At 64.8% G+C, this 17,136-nt stretch carries 16 protein-coding genes and 2 pseudogenes; 11 read left to right on the top strand and 7 right to left on the bottom strand.

Annotated features, from left to right (window positions below; translation table 11 throughout):
• Positions 1-172 precede the first annotated feature (172 nt).
• Positions 173-2,713 carry a LuxR C-terminal-related transcriptional regulator gene (locus ACV7NQ_RS33250; RefSeq protein WP_463363168.1) on the top strand — a complete coding sequence of 847 codons (2,541 nt, stop codon included), beginning with the start codon at positions 173-175 and terminating at the stop codon, positions 2,711-2,713.
• Between the two features lie 102 nt (positions 2,714-2,815).
• On the opposite strand, the gene ACV7NQ_RS33245 is transcribed toward ACV7NQ_RS33250, so the two are convergent.
• Together ACV7NQ_RS33245 and ACV7NQ_RS33240 are read right to left on the bottom strand one after the other, a co-directional pair.
• Positions 2,816-3,697 carry an alpha/beta hydrolase gene (locus ACV7NQ_RS33245; protein WP_463363167.1) on the bottom strand — a complete coding sequence of 294 codons (882 nt, stop codon included), beginning with the start codon at positions 3,695-3,697 and terminating at the stop codon, positions 2,816-2,818.
• A 349-nt stretch (positions 3,698-4,046) separates the two neighbouring features.
• Positions 4,047-4,250: a hypothetical protein gene (locus tag ACV7NQ_RS33240; RefSeq protein ID WP_463363166.1), complete on the bottom strand. Its 204-nt coding sequence runs from the start codon at positions 4,248-4,250 to the stop codon at positions 4,047-4,049.
• Between the two features lie 309 nt (positions 4,251-4,559).
• Here ACV7NQ_RS33240 and ACV7NQ_RS33235 point away from each other — a divergent pair, with 309 nt between their 5' ends.
• Positions 4,560-5,414 (top strand): COG4705 family protein, encoded by an 855-nt coding sequence (locus ACV7NQ_RS33235; RefSeq protein WP_463363165.1) that lies wholly within the window; start codon positions 4,560-4,562, stop codon positions 5,412-5,414.
• A gap of 389 nt (positions 5,415-5,803) precedes the next feature.
• Here ACV7NQ_RS33235 and ACV7NQ_RS33230 read toward each other — a convergent pair whose 3' ends face one another.
• Complete coding sequence (locus tag ACV7NQ_RS33230) at positions 5,804-6,400, bottom strand: TetR/AcrR family transcriptional regulator (RefSeq protein ID WP_463363164.1); 597 nt, start codon at positions 6,398-6,400, stop codon at positions 5,804-5,806.
• A 73-nt stretch (positions 6,401-6,473) separates the two neighbouring features.
• Here ACV7NQ_RS33230 and ACV7NQ_RS33225 point away from each other — a divergent pair.
• Both ACV7NQ_RS33225 and ACV7NQ_RS33220 read left to right on the top strand, forming a co-directional pair.
• A pseudogene (locus ACV7NQ_RS33225) lies at positions 6,474-6,668 on the top strand (dihydrodipicolinate reductase); the annotation flags it as partial.
• A 99-nt stretch (positions 6,669-6,767) separates the two neighbouring features.
• Positions 6,768-6,986: a hypothetical protein gene (locus ACV7NQ_RS33220; RefSeq protein WP_463363163.1), complete on the top strand. Its 219-nt coding sequence runs from the start codon at positions 6,768-6,770 to the stop codon at positions 6,984-6,986.
• A 427-nt stretch (positions 6,987-7,413) separates the two neighbouring features.
• Here the strand turns inward: ACV7NQ_RS33220 and ACV7NQ_RS33215 are convergent, their stop codons facing one another.
• Positions 7,414-9,102, bottom strand: a complete 1,689-nt coding sequence (locus tag ACV7NQ_RS33215; RefSeq protein ID WP_463363162.1) for a thiamine pyrophosphate-binding protein — start codon at positions 9,100-9,102, stop codon at positions 7,414-7,416.
• 186 nt (positions 9,103-9,288) lie between these two features.
• Positions 9,289-9,567 (bottom strand): hypothetical protein, encoded by a 279-nt coding sequence (locus tag ACV7NQ_RS33210; RefSeq protein ID WP_463365910.1) that lies wholly within the window; start codon positions 9,565-9,567, stop codon positions 9,289-9,291.
• A 425-nt stretch (positions 9,568-9,992) separates the two neighbouring features.
• On the opposite strand from ACV7NQ_RS33210, the pseudogene ACV7NQ_RS33205 reads away from it, so the two are divergent.
• From ACV7NQ_RS33205 to ACV7NQ_RS33190, 4 genes and pseudogenes are all read left to right on the top strand, one after another.
• Positions 9,993-10,831: pseudogene (locus ACV7NQ_RS33205) on the top strand (SAM-dependent methyltransferase).
• Positions 10,832-11,013: 182 nt separating this feature from the next.
• On the top strand, positions 11,014-11,448 hold the full coding sequence (locus ACV7NQ_RS33200) for a MarR family winged helix-turn-helix transcriptional regulator (protein ID WP_463363161.1): 435 nt from the start codon (positions 11,014-11,016) through the stop codon (positions 11,446-11,448).
• A gap of 27 nt (positions 11,449-11,475) precedes the next feature.
• Entirely contained in the window at positions 11,476-11,898 is a 423-nt protein-coding gene (locus tag ACV7NQ_RS33195; protein WP_463363160.1) for an organic hydroperoxide resistance protein, read from the top strand.
• 2 nt (positions 11,899-11,900) lie between these two features.
• On the top strand, positions 11,901-12,887 hold the full coding sequence (locus ACV7NQ_RS33190; protein ID WP_463363159.1) for a zinc-binding dehydrogenase: 987 nt from the start codon (positions 11,901-11,903) through the stop codon (positions 12,885-12,887).
• A 3-nt stretch (positions 12,888-12,890) separates the two neighbouring features.
• Here the strand turns inward: ACV7NQ_RS33190 and ACV7NQ_RS33185 are convergent, their stop codons facing one another.
• On the bottom strand, positions 12,891-13,907 hold the full coding sequence (locus ACV7NQ_RS33185) for an NADP-dependent oxidoreductase (RefSeq protein WP_463363158.1): 1,017 nt from the start codon (positions 13,905-13,907) through the stop codon (positions 12,891-12,893).
• A 139-nt stretch (positions 13,908-14,046) separates the two neighbouring features.
• Here ACV7NQ_RS33185 and ACV7NQ_RS33180 point away from each other — a divergent pair, with 139 nt between their 5' ends.
• Both ACV7NQ_RS33180 and ACV7NQ_RS33175 read left to right on the top strand, forming a co-directional pair.
• Positions 14,047-14,376, top strand: a complete 330-nt coding sequence (locus tag ACV7NQ_RS33180; protein WP_463363157.1) for a hypothetical protein — start codon at positions 14,047-14,049, stop codon at positions 14,374-14,376.
• 89 nt (positions 14,377-14,465) lie between these two features.
• The gene (locus tag ACV7NQ_RS33175) at positions 14,466-15,224 is read left to right on the top strand and encodes an LGFP repeat-containing protein (protein WP_463363156.1); all 759 of its coding nucleotides are present in this window, start codon (positions 14,466-14,468) and stop codon (positions 15,222-15,224) included.
• 1 nt (position 15,225) lies between these two features.
• Here ACV7NQ_RS33175 and ACV7NQ_RS33170 read toward each other — a convergent pair whose 3' ends face one another.
• Positions 15,226-15,396: a hypothetical protein gene (locus ACV7NQ_RS33170; protein ID WP_463363155.1), complete on the bottom strand. Its 171-nt coding sequence runs from the start codon at positions 15,394-15,396 to the stop codon at positions 15,226-15,228.
• 317 nt (positions 15,397-15,713) lie between these two features.
• Between ACV7NQ_RS33170 and ACV7NQ_RS33165 the strand changes: the two genes are divergently transcribed.
• A complete protein-coding gene (locus ACV7NQ_RS33165) occupies positions 15,714-17,126 on the top strand; it encodes an MDR family MFS transporter (RefSeq protein ID WP_463363154.1) in 1,413 nt (470 codons plus the stop codon).
• The last annotated feature ends 10 nt before the right edge of the window (positions 17,127-17,136 follow it).

The following is a 17,136-nucleotide window of genomic DNA, read 5'->3' as shown; positions in this document are numbered from 1 at the left end:
CTGGCTCTAAAACCGGGTGGTTCCGTCATCGGGGACCGGTCAACCCGACCTGCTCTGGGATAGCTGGTGGTGTACCGGAGGACTAAGCTCAAACAGTATGTCGGCGGAGCGCCGAGCACGGTTTGGGGGTTTGCCTGCGGCAGCGGATGGTTTCGTTGGCCGAGATCCAGAGTTGGACAGGGTTATCGACTTGCTGCTGTCCTCGGCCCGGCTGATTACGTTGATCGGACCGGGCGGGATCGGGAAAACACGGCTCGCGACCGAGACCGTCCGCCGATTCCGCAAGGCAACGCGGACACCGGTCTACTGGGTGCGGCTGGCACGGTTGATCAAGGGCTCTGACGTGGCCGCAGTCGAGGAAGAAGTTGCTCACGCGGTGGTCGATGCCGACTTCTCGGGACGGTCTGGGTGGGACGCACTAGTCGACACGTTGACCGTGACCGACGAGGCGGGGCGGAACCAGCAGTCGGTGCTGGTGATGGACAACTGTGAACATGTGCTCGTGGGCGCTGGCCAGTTGATCGGGGAGTTGCTGGAGGCGGTGCCGGGGTTGACCATCCTGGCGACCAGTCGTGAGGCGGTGGGGTGGGTAGACGAGTACGTGGTGGTGGTTCCCTCGCTGTCGCAGGAGCAGGCTTTGATCTTGTTCCGTCAACGCGCCAAACTCACGGGCTATCGCATCGTTGAGAGGGAAGATATCGCGAAGGCGACCCTGATTTGTCGTCATGTGCACAACCATCCGCTGTATATCCGGTTGGCGGCTGCGCGGTTGTTGCGGCAGCCGTTGGCGATGATCGTCCAAGAACTGAGTGGCGAGGTAACCGACAAACGAATGCGATGGTCGCATGGCCCCCGGGTTGGGGCAGAGCCGCGGCATCAGGGGATCCGCGACGTCATCGCCTGGTCCTATGAACTGTGCCTGGATCAAGAACGGCTGCTTCTGGACCGGATGTCGGTCTTCGCTGCGGGATACGACACGAACCTCGAGGATGACACCAGCTCCATTGTGGATGTCGGCGTCGACTTGGAAGCCATACAGGTGGTCTGCGCGGACGATCCCCGACACGAGCGGGATCAGGCGAACGGTAGGGGCGCGTTCGTAAGGCTGACGGCCAAGGATGTTGAGGGCGTGCTCGAGCGTCTGGTCGACCAGTCTCTGGTGACCGCCCACATCACGCCAGCCACGGTGCGGTACTCCCTGTTGGAGAGTGTTCGAGTGTTCGCAGCGCAACGGCTGCAAGAACGCTCCACCGGCGAAGTGGACGAACCCGCACGGCTTGCTCGGCGTCATCGACGATACTATCGAGACAAAATCGTTGCGGCGCAGCTCAATTGGATCAGTCCCGCCCAGCAGGAACTACTGGACTGGGTTCGCGCAGCTTGGGACAACCTCGTCAGGGCGATCGAGACAAGCCTGACCTCGGGCGAGCCGACACTCGGCCTGGAAATCTCCGCAAGTCTGACCGGCATGCCTACAGTCAAAGGCTCACCCCGAGAAATGCGCCTGTGGACTGAACGCGCGCTCCAGGCCACCCGCGCGCTGACCCCGCAGCCCACCGACCTGCAGATCAAAGCCATGGCCCTGATCGGGTGGAACGCCCTGGTCCAGGGCAAGGACGAATACGCCGAACGGATGCTCGAAGAATCCGCCGCCGCCTCCATTCACGACCCGGAAATCCGACACGACTGGCGGCAGACACCGGAAATCGACATCGGTCTACCCGCGCCCGTCGAATTCACGTGGGGCCTGGAATTGATGATGGTCCACCGAGACCCGAGAGCGATCGCCGTGTTCGCCCGCGCCCGCGAAAAGTTCCGTGTCCTCGGCGATCACGGTGGCGAGGCCAGGACTGCGGAGAAGGAGGCATGGGCCGCGAGCAACATCGGATCGGCACAGCAGGCCATGCGGATCACCCGAAGGAACCTCGATTACGCCACTGCTTCCGGCGCCGGGTGGCTGAAGGCTTGGGCAGAGATGGAGCGGGCGATCGCGTTGACCAAGCATGGTAGTCCGACCGAGGCGTTGACCCTCGAACGTAGCGCGCTGGCGTACCAGTTAGCGGCGCATGACCAGTGGGGCGGGGCGTGGACGGTGCATATACGAATTTGGTCGTTGGCGCAGATCCTCCGCGACATGATCACGGCCGGAAGGACTGACCGTGCCGAACTCAGAGCACTGGCCACCGAAATCGCTCAACTCGCTGGCGGTGCCGCCACGTTGCGAGCGGGGCTGGGTATCGATCTCGGCGATGGGCCCTTCACCGATGATACGAACAAGGCAATCAACGTTGCCCGCGGGGTGCTGGGACGTGAGGTGTTCGCCGCCGCGCAGCGGCAGGGCTCCCTGTTGCGTTCGGAGCTGCACGAGGTGCAGCGCCTCGCGTTGGGCACACTGTCCCCGGACAGGTTGCCGATAGACCATCCCGCCAGGCAGAACCTTCCCTCACACTGGCAGGAGCTATCGACCGCCGAGCAGCAGGTGGCGACCTTGGCCGCGGCGGGATGGACGAACTCCGCGATCGCGGCCCGCCGCGGGAATTCCTGCAAGACCATTGACGCACAGATGGCCGCGATCTTCCGGAAACTGGTGATCACCTCGCGAGACGACATCATCAAACTTGTTCCCAAAGACCAGATCGCTCAGGTCCGGTCCGAAGCAGCGAAGCAGCCACGGCGGACCAGCGAAAAGCGGTCTCGGCCACGGCTGCGGTGATAGATACGGCATAGGGCGCATCGCGCACCGTGTAGATGTAGAGCGGGCGTGTCGCCGACCGAGCAATGAGACAGCTTCAGCGTCGTGATGTCCAGCAGGTGGTTATGCGGCCAGGTGCTGGGTGTACCAGTCGCGTGCTGCTTCTGCGGTGGCCTGTTGGTCGCGGATGTAGGCGTCGAAGTGACCGCCGTGGAAGAGGACGAGCTTCTTCGGCTCGTGGGCTCGGTCGTATGCCTCCAGTGACTGATCGACGGCGGCGAGTGTGTCGTTGTCCTCGACGATCATCAGCAGCGGGGTGGGTCCGACCTTGTCGACATAGCCGATCGAGTCATGTTCGAGGAACGTCTCGATCGAGCGAAGGGTGACCTTGTTTATCCAGCGGGGTGCGCCCTGGAATCTCTCGAATGCGTTCTGTCCGGGGAAGGCGCACAGCTCGGTCGGGTCCAGGCTGGCGACGGCGACCATCTGCGGAGCCTTGCCAGCGAAACGGTCCTGTCGGTCGTCGGCGAAGCGAGCGAGGATCTCGGGGAAACGGTCTTCGGCGATCGCCCGGTGGGCGTTGCGGTAGCCGCTGACGACGGGGACCTGGGAGACGACGCACTTCACGCGCTTGTCGATGGCGCCGACGATCAGGACGTGTCCGCCGGTGTAGCTGGTGCCCCAGATACCGATCCGGTTCTCATCGATGTCGGGGAGGTTGCCGGCATAGGTGATCGCGTGGCGGTAGTCCCGGATTTGGCCCCACGGGTCGACCTCCTGGCGGGGCTGGCCGTCGCTGTCACCGAAGTTGCGGTTGTCATAGACCAAGACGCCGAAGCCGGCAGCAGCAAAAATGTCGGCGTACTTGTCGAGGAACATCTCCTTGACGCAGGAGAAGCCGTGGGCCATCACGATCGTCGGGACTGGCCCGTTCGCTTTGTCCGGCAAGTACAGCCACCCCCGTAGCGTCAGTCCTTCCGCGTCGAACGCAATGTCATGCCGCATGGTGTACACGCTCCATTCGACTCGAAGCCCGCAAATCGGCGGCCGCCGATCGCTAGACCGGTCCAACACACCAATTGTATTCCCGGTACCGGGAGTATCAGATCAACGATTCGCGTGCCGTTGACACTCGGCTGGACCCATCCGCCTCAAATCCTCATACGCGAGACGCTCTGATTCAGACATGCCAGCCAGCTGTTTTAGGGCGTCAGCTCCGGCAACTCCTCGAAGTTCGTCACGCCATCATCATGCCCGCGAAGTACGACAATGCTCACTGTCGCTCAAACAGGCATAACTCGGATTGTGTCGTTCCAGGACACTGACTTGTTTGCGCGTTTCGGACCGGCCCCGACTATCGATCGTCGTAGGTCCGCGCGTACTTCCTCGGCAGCGGCGGCGCGCCCTGCTCACCACCCCACGGCGTCTCACGCGACGCCGGGATGTGCGTGTGCTCGGCCCACATCAGCCAGCGATGGCCGCGCTCCTCGACGAGCCGCGCGAACTCCGCGGGCCCAACGGCATCGTGGGTCGGAAAGTAGGCGACTCCAGCGTCCATCTCTTGGACGCTACTCCCCCGTCCAACAGCTACTATGACAACCGGCCGCGCCAGCGAGCGGGTCTGGGCGTAACACCCCCGAGGGGAGCCGCGACGGTGTCCCATTGATCGACATGGCTGCCGCGTCTCTCTCCAGAGTCATAGCGAGCGAATGTTCATCGAACTCACCGAGGAAGCGATCAGACTCGACGACTGAACAAGGGCCCGGCTATCGCATCCGGACGCTCTCTCAGCGTGTTTTCAGCGCGAACAAGCCACTCTGTCGGAGAGCGTTCGTATGCCGAATCGAGATGAAGAGAGGTCGACACTGTGACTGAGCAGGCCCGCAGAGTGGTCACCCAATACAAGCTTCCGCAGATCACAGTTTTATTTTGGGTACTCAAGATTGCCGCCACCACACTGGGCGAAACCGGTGGTGACATGATTTCGCAAACCCTCAACTTGGGTTACGCTGCCGCGTCGGTGTTGTTGTTCTCGATATTCCTGGTCAGTCTGCTGACCCAGCTGCGGGCGCGTCGATTCCATCCGGCCCTGTACTGGACAGTGATCGCCACCACCAGCACCGCAGGCACGACCATGGCCGACCTGCTCACCCGGGGCCCCGGCGCGGGGACCTCCACTGCGGGCGGATTCGGCTACGCCGGCGGAGCCGCCATCCTGATAACCGGCCTCGCGGTCGTGTTCCTGGTCTGGAAGGCCTCCGGCCTGACCTACGACGTCACCAACATCACGACGTTGCGGGGTGAGCTGCTGTACTGGGTCGCGATCCTGCTGTCCAACACGCTGGGCACCACCACCGGCGACTATCTGGCCGACGACACCGGCCTGGGTTACCTGCGCAGCGCCGCGGTCATCGCCGTCACGATGGTGCTGCTGCTGGCTGCTCATTACTTCACCAGGGTCTCCGGCGTGCTGCTGTTCTGGGTCGCATTCGTGCTGACTCGGCCCCTCGGCGCCAATCTGGGCAACTTCTTCTCCAAGTCTCAGGACGCGGGCGGCCTCGGGTTCGGTACATACGCTGCCTCGGCTACGCTGCTGGTCGTCCTCGTTGCCGGTATCGCCTACAGCTATCGCGCAAACCGTCGCACCGAGGCGGCCCGGGAAACCGAACTGCAGGATCACCAAAGATCCGAGCCCGTCATGCTAGCAAAAGACCTCGAGTAGGTCGCGGCTCGTGCCGGACCGGCCAGGGTGGCGACCGGCGGCGATGTCCTCGGCGGTTACTCGATCAAGGCCGGGACGACAGTCGCGATCGTCCCGCGAGGACGGCCGCCGCCGACTAATCTCGTCCGCGTTCAGCGCGAAGATGCACGCTTCCGGTTCAAAGACGTTGGCCCGGAAGCCAGTCCGGCGACGCTCCGAGGCGTCCACGGTTTGTGCGCCCGATGCTCATGGGTGTTGGAGGTGGTCGCCAGCCAAGCCAGGACGCGAGCGGTGTCGAGTTGGCGGGGGCGGGGAGTGACCGGCCAACAGGCCGGGCAAGATCGGCGCTGCTTCGTAGGTCAGCAACGCCACGTCCACACCGCGGGCCTGCCAGCCTGGGAATTCCGGTGTCAGGACGGTTGGTGGTCGCGGTTGGTGGGGTCGCCTGCGAGGCCGTAGAGCAGGAGGTTTTCGAGGGATTCGGCGAAGCTGTCGAGGTCGTCGATGTTGCGGATGCACATCGCGAACAGGGCGGCGCCGGCGATGGTGTCCAGCAGGGTATTCGGGTCGGCGCAGGGTCGGGTCGCTTCGTCGTCGTGCAGGTAGTCGGCCAGCTCGCGGCGGGTGGGGGTGTCCAGTCGCGCCGAAAGTTTTTGGTAGAGGCCCGGATCCGCGCGCATGTCCGACATCAGTCCCGGCATTGCTTCGCGAGCCGCTGGGGCGCTGAACAATTGGATGGTCCCTTGGATCACTTTCCGGATCTCGGCGGTGATGTCGGTGGCGACGTCGTCGGTGCCGACGTCGGGGAACACCGCTTGCGCGATCAGATGCGCTTTGGAGGGCCAGCGGCGGTAGATCGCCGGCCGGCTGACACCCGCTCGTGTCGCGATCGCGTCGATCGATGCCGCGGCGTAGCCGCGTTCGGTGAGCAGGCTGCGGGCAGCCTCGAGCACCGCCTGATCCACCGCCGGATCGCGGTGCGGGCCGAGGCGATGGCGAGTGCTCACGAAATACCGTCCTTATCCTTGTCATCACGGGCAGCAGTCGTTACAGTGTGTCACACCTAAGTCGTTACGTAATGTAACTGCTAAGGGTTTACCGTCGATTTCGCAGGAAAACCCGTTCCGATTCACCGACGGCACCGCCCACACCCCCGCCCTGCCTCGCTACCAGCATGCGCGCACTCAACGCCATACCCGCGGTCAACGACCTACCACCGGGATGGGTCACCCTCTCGACCTCCCGCTAATCCCCGGCATCGGCACCATCCGCTGAGCAGCCACACACTGGTCTCCCCAAAGCGAGGAGCCCTGTCCGGTGCGCCGTTGGCGCAAAACATGCTCGAAATCCTTGGCACCTGCCTATGATCCCCCGATGGGACAGCAGGCTGCCGAACGGTTGCTGGATGACTTGCGTGCGCGTCACGGCACCGAACACCGTGTACTCGCCCAGATTCAGCGTTGGCGCAACGACCCGCTCGCCGACACCATCGAACTACCCACGATCGTGGGCCCCTGGACAATCCCTCCAGCCTCAACGGGCGGACGCCATCGACGCCACGACCAACCGGTGACGCCCGACAGCGAGTTCTGAAGGCGGGTCACGCGACACGCCACGGCTGTATACCCCCGTGGCCCTGGCCTGCGCCGGTGATGCGGCGTGTCGCACATCCCGTCGGGCCGCCGCATCGGTAAGGATGCACGCATGACCGACCGGCAGCACAACGCATCGGAGTTGTCTTGATCGCGTTCACCGCGACAACCATCGGACAATCCGGCCTTTATTGACGCGTCATTCGACGGATCGTGCAGGGCAGCCGGTCTCAGCCGCCACATGAAGTTCCCGTCAGTTACGGCTGTATCAATAATGAAGGTATGGAATGTCAGTAATCACAGAGCACCGCGTTGTCGTGGTCGGATCGGGGTTCGGCGGAGGGGTAACCGCCTTGCGCTTGGCCGAGCCAGACTCACACCTAGCTGTTTGGATCTCAGGGATTGCCCGACGGCCGTGGCTGTTTCGGTCATGCGGAGGACTCCTTCAGAAACGGTGCGAACGGTGGGATTTCGTCAGGGTCACAAGCGATTTCGATGAAGACAGGACCCGCGACGCCGCGGGTCTCGTCCAGCGCGGCCGCGAACTCCGCCAGGGTGGCGGTCGCGTAGGCCGGAAGGTGCGGGAACATGGCGGCGACCGAATCGCCGATCCGGGCGGAGCCGAATCTGTTGAACGTGTAATCGCCGGTGAAATAGAGCTGTTCGCGGGTCACGCACATGGCGTGGGCGTTGTTGTTGAAGACGATGAACGTCACCGGCACATGATGCTCCACCGCGGTGTGCACCTCGTGCCCGTGCATGAAATACGCACCGTCACCGGCGATTACGAAGGTTCGGCGACGTCGGCCGAACGCGCTGCCGATGCCCGCGCCAAACGCGTATCCCATGCCGCCCATGCCGAGCGCGATGAGGAATCGGCCGTCCTCGGGCACCGGAAGATGATGGACCACGGCCGCGCCGGTATTGCCCGCGTCGGCGACCACATCCGTGCCCGGCTCCAGACGTGCCGCGATCGCCGCCACCGCGTCGCGATAGCGTACGCCGGGCCCCGAGGCGGGCGGAACACGCTGCGAGGGAAGCGGAGTCGGCGTGATCCTCGACGTCGAGGCGTTCGCGGCGGACAGCGCCGTGGCGAGATCCAGTAGGCCGCGAGCCAACGGCGCATCCAATTGCTCGTGGACCGGCACGAACGGTGCCTCCACGCCGAGATGCAGCACTCGTGGGCATTCGGCGAGTGCAGTTTCGAGACCGGCGCGCGCGAGCATAGGCAGCGGGGTGCCGACCAGCACGACCTGCGCGGCAGCGCCGATGAACTCGGCCACGTGTGGATGTCCCATGATCCCGACGATGCCGCCGAAGAGCGCATGGTCGTTGGCGAACACATCCTTGGCATCCGGTGTCACGAGCACCGTCGCACCGACCGCCACCGCGAAAACCTCGAGCTCGGCCCTGGCGTCGGCCCGCGCCACCTCCGGGCCCGCGATGATCACGACCGGGCCGGGCCCGGCGGTGGTACTGAGCGGCGTGGCTGCGAGCGGCCGGGGCGGCACGTCACGCAGGGTCTCCGGCTGCGGCGACGCCAACGCGGTCTGAATGTCCTTCGGCAGCAACAACACTGCCGGACCACCGCTGCGCGCGGCATCGATCGCCTCCCCTACCCGGGCTGCCACGTCCTCGGCCCTGGTCACCTTGGCGCAATAACGCGCGACCGCGCCGAACAGTCCCTCGGCATCGAGTCGCCCCGTGGCGCCGCTCGTATCTTGAAACGCGCCCTGCCCTTCGAGGGCCAGTGGCGGTTGTCCGACCAGGGCCAGCACCGGAACCCGGGAGTCGAACGACTCGCCCAGTGCCGCAAGCAGGTTCAATGCCCCACCGCCCGAGGTAGCGGCGACGACGCCGAGCCGGTTGGTGGTGCGGGCGTAGCCGTCGGCCATGGTGGCGGCGCCGAACTCGTGTTTGGCGACGATCCCGGTGATCGGTGCGGCGCTGCGATGCAAAGCGTCGTAGATGTCTTCGATATTGGCGCCACCGACCCCGAAGACGTGGTCGCTGTGTTCGGCGACCGCCGCGATGATCTGATCGGCGACTGTCGCTGTTACCGAACGCCCGGGAGGCGGATTCGTTGCTTCAGCAAAATACGATTGTGTGCGATGCATCGCACACAATGTATCTGGGACAGTTGGGTCTCCGCAATGTGACTCGTATCATATTCGCTTTTGCAAAATGGTTGTGTCGCAACACATTTGAACAAAAGTCCAGGAAAAATCTCGACCACACGCCAGCAAGCCCGGCGTGTGGTCGATGATGTCCGTCGCGGCCTTCCGGCCTCCGACCAGGACCGGCTACCCGACCACTGAATTCATGATCGTGCCCGCACCCGTCGCGACCACACCGCCTGCCATGGCGCTGGCGATCATCTTCGGTGACTGCAGCCCGCCACCATTCCACTTCTCCCATGCGAACCGGCCGCCGCCGTAGGTGATGGCGGTGATGCCGGACAACTGGATGAGCCAGCTGAAATAGCTGCCCATTTGCAGCAGCTTGTCCGCCATGGGCGGGGCCTCCGGGGTCGGATTATCGATCTCCGCGAGAATGGTGTCGTGCAGCGCGGCGAGAATCATGCTCACTTTTCGGGCTCCTTTTCGCATGCCGGGGTGATGCTGCAGAAGGAGGACTGGAGATGTCTCCGAAATGAGGTGCGCCGCCGAGGAAAGCCTCGGATCACCGGCGCGTCGGCTCTATTTGGAGTCCGACGACACAGCAGTCGGGTGCCATGTCGCGTCCCGCTTTCCGCTCGTTTGCTGGAGGAAAACTCGTTGACGTCATCGATTCAACCTCATCAAGATCATTAACCGGCGATGACACACCGATCCTGTGTGACGCCGCGCACACCGCGACGAGTTCGCCACCTCGGAACCAACACGCTCAATCCGCTAGTTATCCGGCGCATTAGCCGCATGCCGGACGTTCGCCAGGCATATCCTGAGCGAGGAAAATTTGAGGCACGGGTCGCCGACCATTTTGCGGCTCGTTGGAGGGAATCGTTATGCCGGACAGCCAGGCTCAGACCACCACCGGATTGCCGACCAAGATCGACACGAGCGTCGCTCACGAGGCGCGTGTCTACGACTATTGGCTCGGCGGAAAGGACAACTACCCAGCCGACCGGGTGCTCGGTGACGCGATAGGCGCCCACATCCCCGCCATCCGCAGCATGGCCCGCGCCAACCGGGCCTTCCTCGGCCGCGCCGTGCACCATCTGGTCGGCGAGGCGGGCATCAGCCAGTTCCTCGATATCGGCACCGGCATCCCCACCGCGGGCAATACCCACGAAGTCGCCCAGCACCTCGACCCCACCGCGCGGGTGGTCTACGTCGACAACGATCCCATCGTCCTCGCGCATGCCAGGGCACTGATGTCGAGCACCCAGGAGGGCAGGACCGCGTTCATCCACGCGGACCTACACGAGCCGACGGCCATCCTGCACGACGCCGCCCTCGCCGAGACCCTCGACTTCGAAGAGCCCGTCGCGATCATGCTGGTCGCGATCATGATGTATTTCCGCGACGATGACGACCCGCTCGGGGTCATCCGCGTTCTCCTGGACGCCGTGCCTTCCGGCAGCTATCTCGTGATCACCATCCCACCGCCGATTTCGACGCCCGCGCCATGGCACGAGTGGTGGCCGCCGCGGAACGGGCCGGCATCACCTTCCACCCGCGCAGCCGCGCGGAAATCGAAAGCCTTTTCGCCGGAACAGAACTCGTTGAGCCCGGCGTCGTCCCCGTCGTCACCTGGCGCCCGGAACTATCCGAACAGCTGTCCGCCGCCTCTGCCGACCCCGAATCCGCCTGGTACTGGGCCGGAATCGGTCGCAAACCCTGACATCGGCCCGCGTGCTCCCCCGCTTCGACCCGTAGGAGGCCGTGGAATGCGTGTCGGGCGGGCGCCTCGCTCCCGGTGGAGCTGCTGCACGAATTGGAGCGAGCCTTCGGCTCTAGGTGCTGTGACGGGAACCATTGAGAAATCGGTTGTGCACAATATTATTGGCCTCTACCGTTATGGCCATGACCGATCACCTCACTCTCGACGAGCAGATCTGCTTTCCGCTGTACGCGGCGTCGCGGGCGATGACCGCGGTCTATCGCCCGCGGCTCGAACGCCTGGGCCTGACCTACCCGCAGTACCTCGTCATGCTGGCATTATGGGAGCGTGACGGCCGCAGCGTCGGCGATCTCTGCGATGCCCTCGCCCTCGACTCCGGAACGTTGTCGCCGCTGCTCAAGCGGCTGGAGGCAGCGGGGTTGGTGGCACGGCGCCGATCGGCCGCCGACGAACGTCGCGTCGATATCCAACTGACCGAGCGTGGGCGCGCATTGCGCGCCGAGGCACGGGAAATCCCGGCAAGCATGGCCGAGGCCGCGGGCCTTTCCATGGACGAACTCGTGGCACTACGCGAAACCCTGCGGCGAATGACCGATTCGCTGCAGTCGCACATCTGATCGACCCACATCCGAAAGAGAACAGACATGAAGACTCTGTACACCGCCGAAGCACTCGCGACCGGCGACGGACGCAACGGGCACGCCCGCACCACCGACGGCAAGGTCGATGTCGATCTGTCCATCCCCAAAGAGATGGGCGGCAACGGCGAGGGCACCAACCCCGAACAGCTGTTCGCGGCCGGTTACGCGGCCTGCTTTCACTCGGCGTTGCGACTGGTCGCCAAGCAGGCCAACGCGAATGTCGACGACTCCGCGGTCGGTGCGAAGGTGAGCATCGGCCCGAACGACGCCGGCGGCTTCCAGCTCGCGGTTACCCTCGAGGTCTCGCTGCCGCACCTGGCCGCAGACGAGGCGCAGGCGCTGGCCGACAAGGCCCATCAGGTGTGCCCGTACTCGAACGCGACGCGGGGCAATATCGATGTCGCCGTCGTCGTCGCGGAGGACTGATCATGCGCGCCGTAATCATCGAACAGTTCGGCGAGCCCAAAGACGTGCTGACCGTCGCGGATCGGCCGACGCCCGAGCCCGGCGCCGGTGAGGTGCGGATCAAGCTGATTCTCGCGCCGATTCACAATCATGATCTGGCGACTGTGCGCGGAGTGTACGGGTACAAGCCGTCGCTGCCCGCCATCCCTGGCACCGAAGCCGTCGGACGGATCGATGCGCTCGGACCCGGCGTGGACGGTCTCGAGATCGGTCAGCGCGTCAGCGTTTCCGGTATTCACGCCGCATGGGCCGAATACTTCGTGGCCAGGGCCGCGCAGGTGGTCCCGCTGCCCGACACGATTTCCGACGAAACCGCCAGCCAGTTGCTCGCGATGCCGCTCAGCGCTCTGATGCTGCTGGAGGACCTGCGGGTGACGCCCGGCGACTGGATCGCCATCAACGCGGCCAATGGCGCGGTCGGCCGTTTGGTGAATGTGCTTGCGCGGCAACGTCGTATTCACGTGCTCAACCTGGTGCGTGGAGCCGTGTCGGTGCAGGCGTTGCGGGAGTTGGGTTTCGAGCCGGTGATCGACACCGAGTCCGACGGCTGGCTCGAGCGCGCCGCCGAATCCACCTCGGGCGCACCGATCGTTCGCGCGGTGGACCAGGTCGGTGGCCGTGCGGCCGACGGCCTGTTGTCGTTGCTCGCGCCGAACGGTGAGCTGATCTCGTTCGGTGCGCTGTCGGGACAGCCGCTTTCGATCAACCCTGGTCCGCTGATCTTCAAACAGGCCATCGTCAAAGGCTTTTGGGGTTCCAAGCGCGCCGAGAACACCAGCGCGGACGATATGCGCCGGTTGATCGGCGAACTGGTGGGCATGGCGGCCAGCGGCGCCCTGCGGCTCGATGTCGAAGCGGTCTACCCGCTGGAAGCCGCGGCCGATGCCGCCGCGGCCAGCGAAACACCTGGGCGTAGCGCCAAGGTCGCGTTGTCGCCCGAGCCGGTGTAATCGCTACCCGACTCGAACGACGACCTTGCCGAAGTTGCGGCCCTCGAGCATGCCGATAAAGGCTTCCGGAGCATGCTCGAGGCCGTCGACAATGTCCTCCCGATAGCGGACCCGGCCCTCGCCGATCCAGTCGGACATATCGCGCAGGAAGTCCTTGTACATCTCGTGCACGAACTCGGCCTGGAGGAATCCGCGAATGGTCAGGCTCTTGGTCAGAATCCGGCCATAGAAGGCGGGCAGCCGATCCGGGCCCTCCGCTGCGCCGGACGCGTTGTAATTGGCGATCAGACCGCAAACCGGCACGCGCCCATAGGTATTCAGCAACGGGTACACCGCATCGGCCACCGCGCCACCGACATTCTCGAAGTAGATGTCGACCCCGTCCGGCACCGCGGCCCGTAACTGCTCGACGAAGTCCGGCGCGCGGTGGTCGATGGCGGCATCGAACCCTAGCTCGTCTTTGACATACGCGCACTTCTGCGGTCCACCGGCAATGCCGACCGCCCGCGCGCCTTTGATGCGAGCGATCTGCCCGACCGCCGACCCGACCGGCCCGCTGGCGGCGGCAACCACCACGGTCTCGCCGGGCTTCGGCTGCCCGATTTTCAGCAGTCCCGAATACGCCGTGAATCCCGGCATGCCGAGCACACCCAGCGCGGTCGATACCGGAGCCTTGTCCGGATCCAACTTGCGCACACTGGACGCGAGCACCACCTCATGTGTTTGCCAGCCCGAGTAGGCTTGCGCCACATCACCTCTCGTCAGCGATGGATCGCGCGACTCGACAACCTCCGAGACCGTGCCGCCCACCATGACATCACCCACCTCGAGTGGCGGCGCATACGACTTGGCGGCACTCATCCGCCCGCGCATATACGGATCGAGCGACAAATACAGCGTCCGCAGTAGCACCTCGCCCTCGCCCGGCTCCGGTAGTTCTACGGTCTCGATACGAAAGTTCGCCGGGGTCGGTGCACCCTCCGGCCGGGACGCAAGCACGATTCTCGTCGACTCGACCATGCCTCACCCTAGCCCGACCATGTCGACGCAGCGACCGGATACACCGACACGCCCGGGCTAATGGACGTTGCCGGTCCGCCGATGCGGGTGTGTCGAATACCTGACGACATCAGCTGTTGCTCCAGTCGGAAGGGATACCGTGAAATTACCCGTCAAACGCGTGCTGCTCGGTGCGGCCACCGCAGGTTTGCTGACCTTGGCCCTGACGCCACAGGCCGCCGCCTACCCCGTCGGACCATTGGGCGTCGAAGGCTCCTGCCGGGGGTTGGAGCCCGATCAGTGTCCGGCCAGCCCGTCGCAGGACGGCCTGACCTGGTCTTACCGAGGCCAGGCTAATAACTACGACAAGTTCGGCAACTTCGTGTGCGGCACATTCAGCCCCGCCGATCACCTCTACTGCGACCCGCTGATGGCCTTGGTCCGCGCGCTGCCGCCGCAGCCGATCGGCCAGTGGCTTGCACCCCGGTAGCTGAGCCGCGCGCTCCACCCGCGTTCCACCGCGGGTGGTTCTGCGCCCGTGATCGTCGCACCCGCCCTCAACCTGATCAGGGAGTTCCTTTGACACGGCTAGGTCATACCCGCTCGTCCCGACCACGCAGACCCGCCACGCTCGCCACGACCGCCGCCGCGGTCGGTGTGCTGCTGGCCACCACCGTCGGCACCGCCGGTGCACGACAGATCGGCAACTTCGACATCGGCGGCGCCATCGAAGTCGAGTACGACCAAGCCGGCGGCCCCGGCTTCTTCGGCGACCCCACCACCCCCGAATCCGATGCCGGGCGCGGCGGCAGGTACCAGGCCTTCGAACGCAACTCCTCCATCTACTGGCACCCCGATACCGGAGCCAACCAGGTCGGCGGCGCCATTCGCGACAAATGGGGCAGCCTCGGCTGGGAAAACGGACTTCTCGGCTACCCCGTCACCCGCGAAAATGCCACACCCGGCAACCATGGGAGCTACAACCACTTCCAGGGCGGCTCGATCTACTGGTCACTAGGCACCGCCGCACACCAAATCGGCGGCGCGATCCGCGACAAATGGGCCGCCTACGGGTGGGAAAACAGTGCACTCGGATTCCCTATCACCGACGAAACCATGGCCGGTAAGGACAACGGCCGCTACAACCTCTTCGGCGGCGGCGCCATCTACTGGTCGGCGCGCTTCGGCGCCCACCCCGTCTGGGGAGCGATCCGCAACGACTGGGAAGGCGCAGGCGCGGAAAACGGCCGCTACGGCTACCCGACGAGCGACGAATACGACTTCGAGAAAGGCAAAGCCCAAGATTTCCAAAACGGCCGCATCACCTGGGCACCCTGACCTAACGGTCGGTACTCGCGGTCGTCCCATCATCGGCGGGCGGCGGATCAGCCCTGGGCACCCGCGCGACACCGGTGTCGAGATCGATATCGAAGCGAGGACGGTGCGACTGGCCAGCGCTGTCCTCGCTGCCCTCGTCGGTCAGCTTCTTACCCGGGACCAGTTCGCCCATGACGCCCATGCCTTCACGGTACCGTCAGTAGCCGTGATCGGCTGTCCTGCCAGCAGCGCAGCCCGGCGTCGAGAAGCTCGACGCCGGGCTGACGGGCGCACACGAACTAGACGGTCGCGCCGGTCTTCGTCGCTTCGACGACCACGCCGATCCACTGCAGCACCGCGTCGCGGACTTGGACGGGGTGCGGCCATAATCCGTTGGCCAAGACATCGCTGTCAAGTTCGCCACAGCCGGAAATATTTCCGTGCGGGAATAGCTGAGGCCACGATACGTTCGTTCGAGGTGGTTAGTCGAACGAACGAGAGGGGCCGCTGGTGGCGACCGAGACAGTGCAGGAATCCGTCGGTTTCCGATCCGAGCGAGGTCCGATTCTCGGTGCGCTGATGCTGGCGACCGCGCTGGTGGCATTGGATTCGACGATCATCGCCACGGCGGTGCTGACCATCACCCACAATCTCGGCGGCTTCTCGCAGTTCCCCTGGCTGTTCTCGATTTACCTACTCGCACAAGCGGTTACGGTCCCGGTATACGGCAAGATAGCTGACACCGTCGGGCGCAAGCCGGTGATCCTGTTCGGGATCGCGGTGTTCGCGCTCGGCTCGCTGCTGTGCGGTCTGGCCACGAGCATGCTCGCACTAATCATCTTCCGCGCGGTGCAGGGCATCGGCGCCGGTGCGGTCCAGCCCATGACCATGACGATCGCCAGCGACCTCTACACGCTGTCCGAACGCGCGAGAATACAGGGCTACCTGGCCAGCATGTGGGCGATGTCCAGCGTCCTCGGCCCGCTGCTCGGTGGGGTGTTCGCCGAGTACGTCAGCTGGCGGTGGATCTTCCTGATCAACCTTCCGCTGTCCGCGGTGGCCGCCTGGATGCTGCTGCGCAGTTTCACCGAGAGCGCGCCGCGACGCAAACAGCGCGTTGACTACCTCGGCGCTGGTCTGCTCACCGTGGGCACAGGCGCACTCATCCTCGGGTTGCTCGAGGGCGGACAGGCATGGGCCTGGTCGTCGCCGACCAGCATTGCCATCTTCGTCGGGGGTGCGCTGGTTCTCGCGCTGTTCATCGTTGTCGAGTGGCGGGCCGAGAACCCGATCCTGCCGCTGTGGGTGTTCACCCGCCGGGTGATCGTGGCAAGCAGTCTCGCCTCGCTGCTGGTCGGCGCCATCATGCTCGGATTGACCTCCTACGTACCGACTTTCGCCCAGGGCGTGCTCGGCACCGGCGCCCTCGTCGCCGGTCTGACCGTGGGTACGCTCACCATCGGCTGGCCGATGGCGGCCTCCCAGGCCGGAAAGGTGTACCTGCGCATCGGTTTCCGCTTCACCGCGCTGATCGGCAGCTCCCTGGCCACCCTCGGCGCGGCGTCGACACTGCTGATCGACGAGGATTCCACGCTGATCCAGGTCGCCGCTTCCTGTTTCGTGATCGGCATCGGCATGGGCCTGGTCGCCGCCCCCACCCTGATCGCGGCCCAGTCCAGCGCCGAGTGGACCGAACGCGGCGTCGTCACCTCGAACACTATGTTCGCGCGCTCCATCGGCAGCGCGGTGGGCGTCGCGGTATTCGGTGCGATCGTCAACTCGCACATCGGCACCGCCGACCACCCCGCCCCGGCGACACTGTCCTCGGCGGTGCACCTGGTGTTCGTCGCCGTTGCGGTAATGGCGCTGCTCATGGTGGTCGCCTCCGCGATGATGCCGAGCCGCGGCGCGAACGCGGCGTAGGTTCTGTCCT

Source organism: Nocardia sp. Tas62D01 (genome assembly GCF_055232035.1).
Note: the sequence above shows the minus strand (reverse complement) of the source record. Positions and strands in the feature narration are given on the sequence as shown.